The sequence below is a fragment of the Arenimonas sp. genome (assembly GCF_019459675.1).
GTDB lineage: Bacteria > Pseudomonadota > Gammaproteobacteria > Xanthomonadales > Xanthomonadaceae > Arenimonas.
Genome location: NZ_JAIBFH010000378.1, coordinates 1 through 6626 on the forward strand (window position 1 = coordinate 1; position 6626 = coordinate 6626).

Consider the following 6626-nt stretch of genomic DNA (forward strand, 5'->3'; position numbering starts at 1 on the left):
GTCCACTACAACATGGGCGGCATCCCGACGAACTATCACGGCGAGGTCCTGACCAAGGTCGGCGACAATGCCGACAGCGTCGTGCCCGGCCTGATGGCCGTGGGCGAGGCGGCCTGCGTCTCGGTGCACGGGGCCAACCGCCTCGGCTCCAACAGCCTGACCGACCTCGTCGTCTTCGGTCGCGCCGCCGGCCTGCGCTGCGGCGAGGTGGTCGACAAGGCCTCGGCCGTGCCCGACGCCCCCGCCGCCGCCACCGACGCCAACTGGCGCCGCGTGGGCGCGGTCCGCATCGGCTTGCTGATGCGCAGTCCCGACCTCGCGGCCACCGAAGACCGCGTCAGCAACCAGTTCGTGAACGGCGTGCGGGTTACGGCGCCGGCCAACTCCGGCGTCCTCCGTGTCTCCTACGAGAACACGGTCACGCTCCGCAATCGCCTCTTCGGGAACTGACCATGAGAGCTACCGCTCACTCATTCCGCGGGCTTGAGAAACAGCGCGGCATCGCGCTGTACATCGCCTTGATCATTCTGCTGATCCTGACGCTGCTCGGCCTGGTGGCCGTGCAGATCACGACCATGCAGGAGCGCATGGCCGGAAACTACCGCACCGTGAACCTGGCGTTCCAGAACGCCGAGTCCCGGGTTCGCGATTCCGAGCTCGAGATCGGCCGCACGGTCACCGCGGGCACCGCTCCGATCATGACCGACAACACCTGCGCCAATTTCAACATCGATTCCTGGGCGAACCAGGTGGATGTGCCGGATGCCGACGCCACGGCGATCCGCACGCGCCGGGTGGATCGCTGCTCGGGCACTTCCAGCGGCAAGTACGGCCAGAAAGTGAACGACGACACCAACAGCATCTATCAGATCACAGGTGCAGCATCCGACCGAGCGACCGATGGTTCCACCGTCGTCGTGATCGAGACGGTGTTCATTCCCTGAGCGGAGTCCGGAGAAAACCATGCAAAACCATCGCCCCCTCGCCCTTTCTCTGCTGACCGCGCTGACTTTCGTGGCTGGCCTCGCCAGCCCCCAAGCCGCTACCGCGCAGTCCCTGCCGATTGCCCAGTCGCCGCTGTTCAACACCTTCCAGGTGCCGCCGCTGAACATGCTGGTGGTGGGCCGTGACCACAAGCTTTATTACGAAGCGTACAACGACACGTCCGACCTCAACGGCGACGGCGTGCTCGACGTGGGCTACAAGCCCAATACCATCGAGTATTACGGTTACTTCAACTCGAAGGTCTGCTACTCGCACGACGGCGACAAGTTCCTGCCCGCGGCCGTAGGCGGGGGCGCCAACGGCAAGGAATGCAGCGGCTACTGGAGCGGCGACTTCCTGAACTACCTGGCCACGTCGCGCATGGACGCCCTGCGCAAGGTGCTCTACGGTGGCCTGCGCAGCACCGACAGCGGCACCGAGACCGTGCTGCAGGCCGCGTACATCACCCAGGACGGCCACAGCTGGGGCAAGGAATACCAGAGCGTTGCGCGCGACGGCTACGACATCGGCCGCTACTCGCCGCTGTCGGCGCCCGACGCCGACCGCTTCAATCTGTTTGCGGTCACCACCACCGCGTCCGATGGCCGCGCCCCCGTGCTGCGCGTGCAGGCCAACAGCCCCTACCGCGTCTGGGAATGGGTGTCGATCGAAGGCCCCGTGGCGGGCAACCGCTGCGAGCATGGCAGCACCGGCCCCCAGTGCAGCGCCGCAGGCGCGGCCCAGCCGTTCCCGGGTCATCCGCGCAGCCGCGCGGAATTCGACACCATGGAGATGAACTACGCCACGGCCGCCAACCAGTTTGGCGGGCAGGTGTCACTCAACACCCTCAACTGCAACAGCAGCAACTGCAATCCCAACGGCGCCGACGACAACTACCTCACTGTGGCGACTGCTGCGATCCATGTGACCAATGACGGCAATTACCAGTTCCGGATCGACGGCGACGACAACATCGATTTCGCCATCTACAGCAACGCCAGTCTTACCACCCTGGTGACCAACGGCTCGGTGGGCTGTTACCCCAATGGCCGCGGCTTCGGCAACGGCGGGTGCCTCGGCACCGGCACCGGTGACACGCGCACCACCAGCAATGTGTTCCTGGCCGACAACACCACTTACTACATCAAGTTCCGCCAGGAAGAGGGGAGCGGTGGTGACGGTTACCTGCTGCAGTGGCGCAAGGTTGACGGCGGCAGGACTTTCGATTGGGAAGACCTGAACACCAACAACAACTCCAACAACAACATCGACCGCAATGACTCCAGCGCAACGCGCTTCCTGACCCGCTTCTACAACCTGACGCCGACCGTCGGCGGGTCTGCCGCCATCGTCAACTACCGGCTGCGCGTGCGCGCCTGCCCGACCGAGAATGCGGCCTGGCGCGAAGACAACTGCAAGGCCTACGGCGTGGGCGCGGGCGTCAACTACAAGCCCACCGGCATCCTGCACGACTACGGTGAAAGCGAGCGCATGGAGTTCGGCCTGATCACCGGCTCGCAGTTCAACAACCTGCAGGGCGGCGTGCTGCGCAGCGAGGTCAAGCGCTTCACGTCCGAGATCAACGCCAACGGCACCTTCACCCTGGGCGCCGGCAGCATCATCGGCACGCTAAATTCGCTGCGGCTGATCGGCTTCAACTACAACAACGGCGACGGCGAAGGCACCCAGAACCCGAACTGGAGTTCGGGCGGCAACTGCAGCGCCCTGGGAACCCGTGCGCTTGGCAACGGCGAGTGCCGCATGTGGGGCAACCCCATCGGCGAGATGATGTACGAGTCCCTGCGCTACTTTGCCGGCGCAGGTGCCGCCACGCCCATCTTCGCTACCGGAGGCTCGGCCAACGGCGTTACCGAAGAAGCCACGATGGGCCTGCCCACGGCGACCTGGAAGGACCCCTATGCGCCCATCGCCAGTGGCGGCCAGGGCAAGCTGACCTGTGCGCGGCCGTACCAGACCGTGATCAGCGACATCAACCCCAGCTACGACACGGGGCTGCCGGGCAACGCGTTCGGCGACACCGTTCCCAATGGCATGACGCCGGCCGCGATCAGCACGTTCAATGCCGCCACCGAGGGCCAGACCATCTGGACCCAGGAGTATGGCGGCCCGCGCTCGGTTTACATCGGCCAGGCCGGTGCCATCGACGACGGCGCGCCTACGGTGAAGTCGGCGTCCAGCTTCGGCAACATCCGTGGCCTGGTGCCGGAAGAACCGACCAAGGGCGGCAGCTATTATTCAGCCGCCGTTGCCCGCTATGGCCGGGTCAACGACATCAGTGCAGTGGATGCGGTGCAGAACCTGCGGACCTATTCGGTGGCGGTGGCCTCGCCGCTGCCGCGCATCGAGATCCCGGTCGCCGGCAGGACCATCAGCCTCGTGCCGTTCGCGAAGTCGGTGGGTGGCGCGTTCGGCATCAATCCGGGCTTGGCCTTCCAGCCAACCAACACCATCGTTGACTTCTACGTTGAGCGCATCGTCAACCTGCCCGGCCAGCCGACGGATGCGACGGTGAACAGCGGCCGTGGCTTCGCGGTATTCCGCATCAACTATGAGGACGTGGAGCAGGGCAACGACCACGACATGGATGCCATCGTCCGCTACGAGATCGCGGTGAACGCCGACAACACGGTGTCCGTGACGCTGCGCTCGGAGTACGCGGCCGGCAGCGTCATCCAGCACATGGGCTATGTGATTTCGGGCACCACCAACGACGGCATCTACCTGGACGTGCGCGACATCGATACCAACGTCGGCAACAGCCCGGCCTATCGGTTCAACACGCCGCCGGGTCGTGCGCCCGGCTACTGCAACGTGGGCGCGATGCCTGCCGACTGCGCCCAGCTGCCGCTGACCAACACGCGGGTGTTCTCGGCGGGTAGTGCCCTGGCCGCTGAAGTGCTCAAGGACCCGCTGTGGTACGCGGCCAAGTACGGCGGCTTCCGCGACTCCAACAATGACGGTATCCCGCAGGCGGCCGAATGGGATGCGGACGGCGACGGCGTGCCGGACAGCTACTTCCTGGTCACCAACGCCCTGCGCCTGCGCGACCAGCTGAGCAACGCCTTCGACACCATCGCCCAGGACGCCAAGCCCTCCGGCAGCGTCCGGGTGCTGGGCGCGCGCGTTACCGAAGGCTCACTGTCCTTCGCGCCGACCTACAGCGTTGATGCGAGCGGCAGCGATTGGACCGGCGACCTGATCGCGGCCAATGTAAGCCCCACCGGCGGTGCCGGTGCCCAGGAATGGAGCGCCGCGGCGCGCATGCCCCTCGAGCCGGCGCGCAACATCGTCGGCGTGAAGGCCTTCGGCACCAACACCACCCGGGTTCCGGTGGCCTTCACCGCCGCGGGCTTCGGCACGGCGGCTGAACAGCAGGCGGCCATTGGTGCCACGGCGGCCAATCTCAGCGGAGATCTGGGCGGCACCACGGCGGCAAACGTCATTTCCTACCTGCGCGGCAATAGGGCCCTCGAAGGCGCCCCGCTCCGGAACCGCAGCTCCGTCCTGGGCGACATCATCAACTCGCGCCCCACGGTATCGGGAAACAAGGACGACTACGGCTGGTCCTTCCTGCCCGGCGGGCTGGGAGCGGGGTACTCCACCTTTGTTGCCTCCAAGGCGACCCGCACCCCGGCGGTTTACGTCGGTGCGAACGACGGCTTCCTGCACGCTTTCAACGCCAAGAAGCTGGCGGATGGAGGCGGCGTGGAGCTGTTCGCCTTCTCGCCGTTCGGCGTGCGCGACAACCTCTGGCGCCTTGCGGATCCCGAGTACGGCACCCTCGACACCAACGGCCACCAGTACTTCGTCGACGGCGAAGTCAGCGTCATGGACGCCAAGCTCGGCGCCAATTGGGCCACGGTGCTGGTTGGCACGGCGGGTCGCGGCGGCAAGTCGCTGTTCGGCCTGGACGTGACGTCGCCCCAGACCTTCGGTCCCAACAACGTGATGTGGGAAGTGGTGGGCGGCGGCAGCGCTCCCTTCAACCTCAACTTGGGCCAGGCGTCCGGTCGGCCGGAAATCATCCTGGCCGAGGACAACAAGTGGTACGCCCTGGTGGGCAACGGCTACAACAGCGCGGCGGGTGATCCGGCGCTGATGGTGGTCGACCTGGCCACCGGCTCCACGGTCAACACCATCGTCATCAACGACGGCGGCACCTTCACCAACGGCCTGGGCAACATCGCGGTCCAGGATATCGACGGCAACGGCAAGGCCGACACGGTGTACGGCGGCGACTTGCGCGGCAACCTCTGGAAGATCGACATGACGTCGGTTTCGCCCACGGGTTGGGGCGTGGCTTACGGCGGGGCACCGGTGTTCACCGCGACCGATTCGGCCAACGTGCGCCAGCCCATCACCGGTGGCCTGGAGCTGATTCGCCTGCCCAGCGGCGGCACGATGCTTTACTTCGGCACCGGTCGTTACCTGACGGCCACCGACGCCGACCCGGCCACGTCCAACCAGGTGCAGGCGTTCTACGCTGTGCTCGACAAGGGCACGGCCAGCCTCACGCGGTCCAGCCTGCAGCAGCAGACCATCACCGGCCAGAACGTCGGTGCCCAGGTGACGCGCAGCACCAGCGCCAACCCGGTGGACTATTCCACCCAGTTCGGCTGGTATCTCGACCTCACGGTCAATGCAGCGCCGGGCATCGGTGAGCGCTACATCGGCACGCCGCGAATCCAGTCGGGCGTGATCCTGTTCACCACGTTCCAGCCCAAGGACGATCCGTGCAGCCCGGGCGGCGACAACTTCCTTTATGGCCTGAGTGCCCTGTCGGGAGCCAATGCGCTGAACCAGCTGACGGTAGGCATCCCGGGTCTCCCGGCTTGCCCCACCAACGACTGCGGTGGACTCCAGATCGGCGACGGTGCCCCCGTCACCGAGACGGGCGTCGTGCTGCCGCAGCCGCCATGCCGTCCCGGCGTGGACGCTGGCTGCAGCGTGCCCGTGCCCTGCGATCCGGCGGACACCAGCTGCATCGCGCCCGATGAGTCCCTGCTGCCGACGCAGCCGGGCGGGCCGGGCACCGGAAGCCGATGCAATGTGGTCATCCGCGTTGAAGGCACCGCGCCGCTGATCCTGCCGCGCCCTTGCGGCCGTCAGTCCTGGCGCCAGATCCGCTGATGCGCACCGCGGCCAAAATGGAGAAACGATTGATGAACCTCAATGGCAAACGCGCGACCGGCTTCACCCTGATCGAGATCATGGTGGTGGTGACGATAATCGCGGTGCTCGCGGCAATCGCCTACCCGAGCTATCAGGAGAGCGTCAGGAAGGGGCGTCGCGCGCAGGCCACGGCGGACCTGAGCGAACTGGCTCAGGTGCTGGAGCGGCATTTCACCGTCAACAACACCTACGCCAACTACGTGATCGCGGCACCGTTCAACCGCTCGCCCAGGGAAGGGGATGTTTTCTACAACATCAGCTTCGTGGCCGCGCCCACCCGGACGACGTATTCGATCCGGGCGGTGCCGGCGGGCGCGCAGGCGGGCGACAAATGCGGCACTTACACGCTCACCAACGCGGGCGCCAAATCGGTCAGCGCATCTACCGTGGCGATCTGCTGGTAATCCCCGGCAGCAAGCCTGTGCTAGTGAACGGCCCGCAGCGATGCG

The 6626-nt window shown here is 66.1% G+C and carries 3 protein-coding genes and 2 pseudogenes; all 5 read left to right on the forward strand.

Features of this window, described 5'->3' with window-relative positions:
* Positions 1–186, forward strand: a pseudogene (locus K0M70_RS12560) (FAD-binding protein); the annotation flags it as partial.
* A gap of 69 nt (positions 187–255) precedes the next feature.
* Positions 256–450 (forward strand): annotated as a pseudogene (locus K0M70_RS12565) (PilW family protein); the annotation flags it as partial.
* A gap of 2 nt (positions 451–452) precedes the next feature.
* Positions 453–944, forward strand: a complete 492-nt coding sequence (locus K0M70_RS12570) for a PilX N-terminal domain-containing pilus assembly protein (protein ID WP_290782450.1) — start codon at positions 453–455, stop codon at positions 942–944.
* A 19-nt stretch (positions 945–963) separates the two neighbouring features.
* Positions 964–6135 (forward strand): PilC/PilY family type IV pilus protein, encoded by a 5172-nt coding sequence (locus tag K0M70_RS12575; RefSeq protein ID WP_290782451.1) that lies wholly within the window; start codon positions 964–966, stop codon positions 6133–6135.
* The gene (locus tag K0M70_RS12580) at positions 6135–6581 is read left to right on the forward strand and encodes a type IV pilin protein (protein ID WP_290782453.1); all 447 of its coding nucleotides are present in this window, start codon (positions 6135–6137) and stop codon (positions 6579–6581) included. Before K0M70_RS12575 ends, K0M70_RS12580 begins: the two co-directional genes overlap by 1 nt.
* Positions 6582–6626: the final 45 nt, after the last annotated feature.

What these genes read in the sequence shown, in the direction of transcription:
- K0M70_RS12580 (WP_290782453.1), top strand. Translation starts at nt 6,135, where the DNA reads ATGCGCACCGCGGCCAAAATGGAGAAACGATTGATGAACCTCAATGGC.
- K0M70_RS12575 (WP_290782451.1), top strand. Translation starts at nt 964, where the DNA reads ATGCAAAACCATCGCCCCCTCGCCCTTTCTCTGCTGACCGCGCTGACT.
- K0M70_RS12570 (WP_290782450.1), top strand. Translation starts at nt 453, where the DNA reads ATGAGAGCTACCGCTCACTCATTCCGCGGGCTTGAGAAACAGCGCGGC.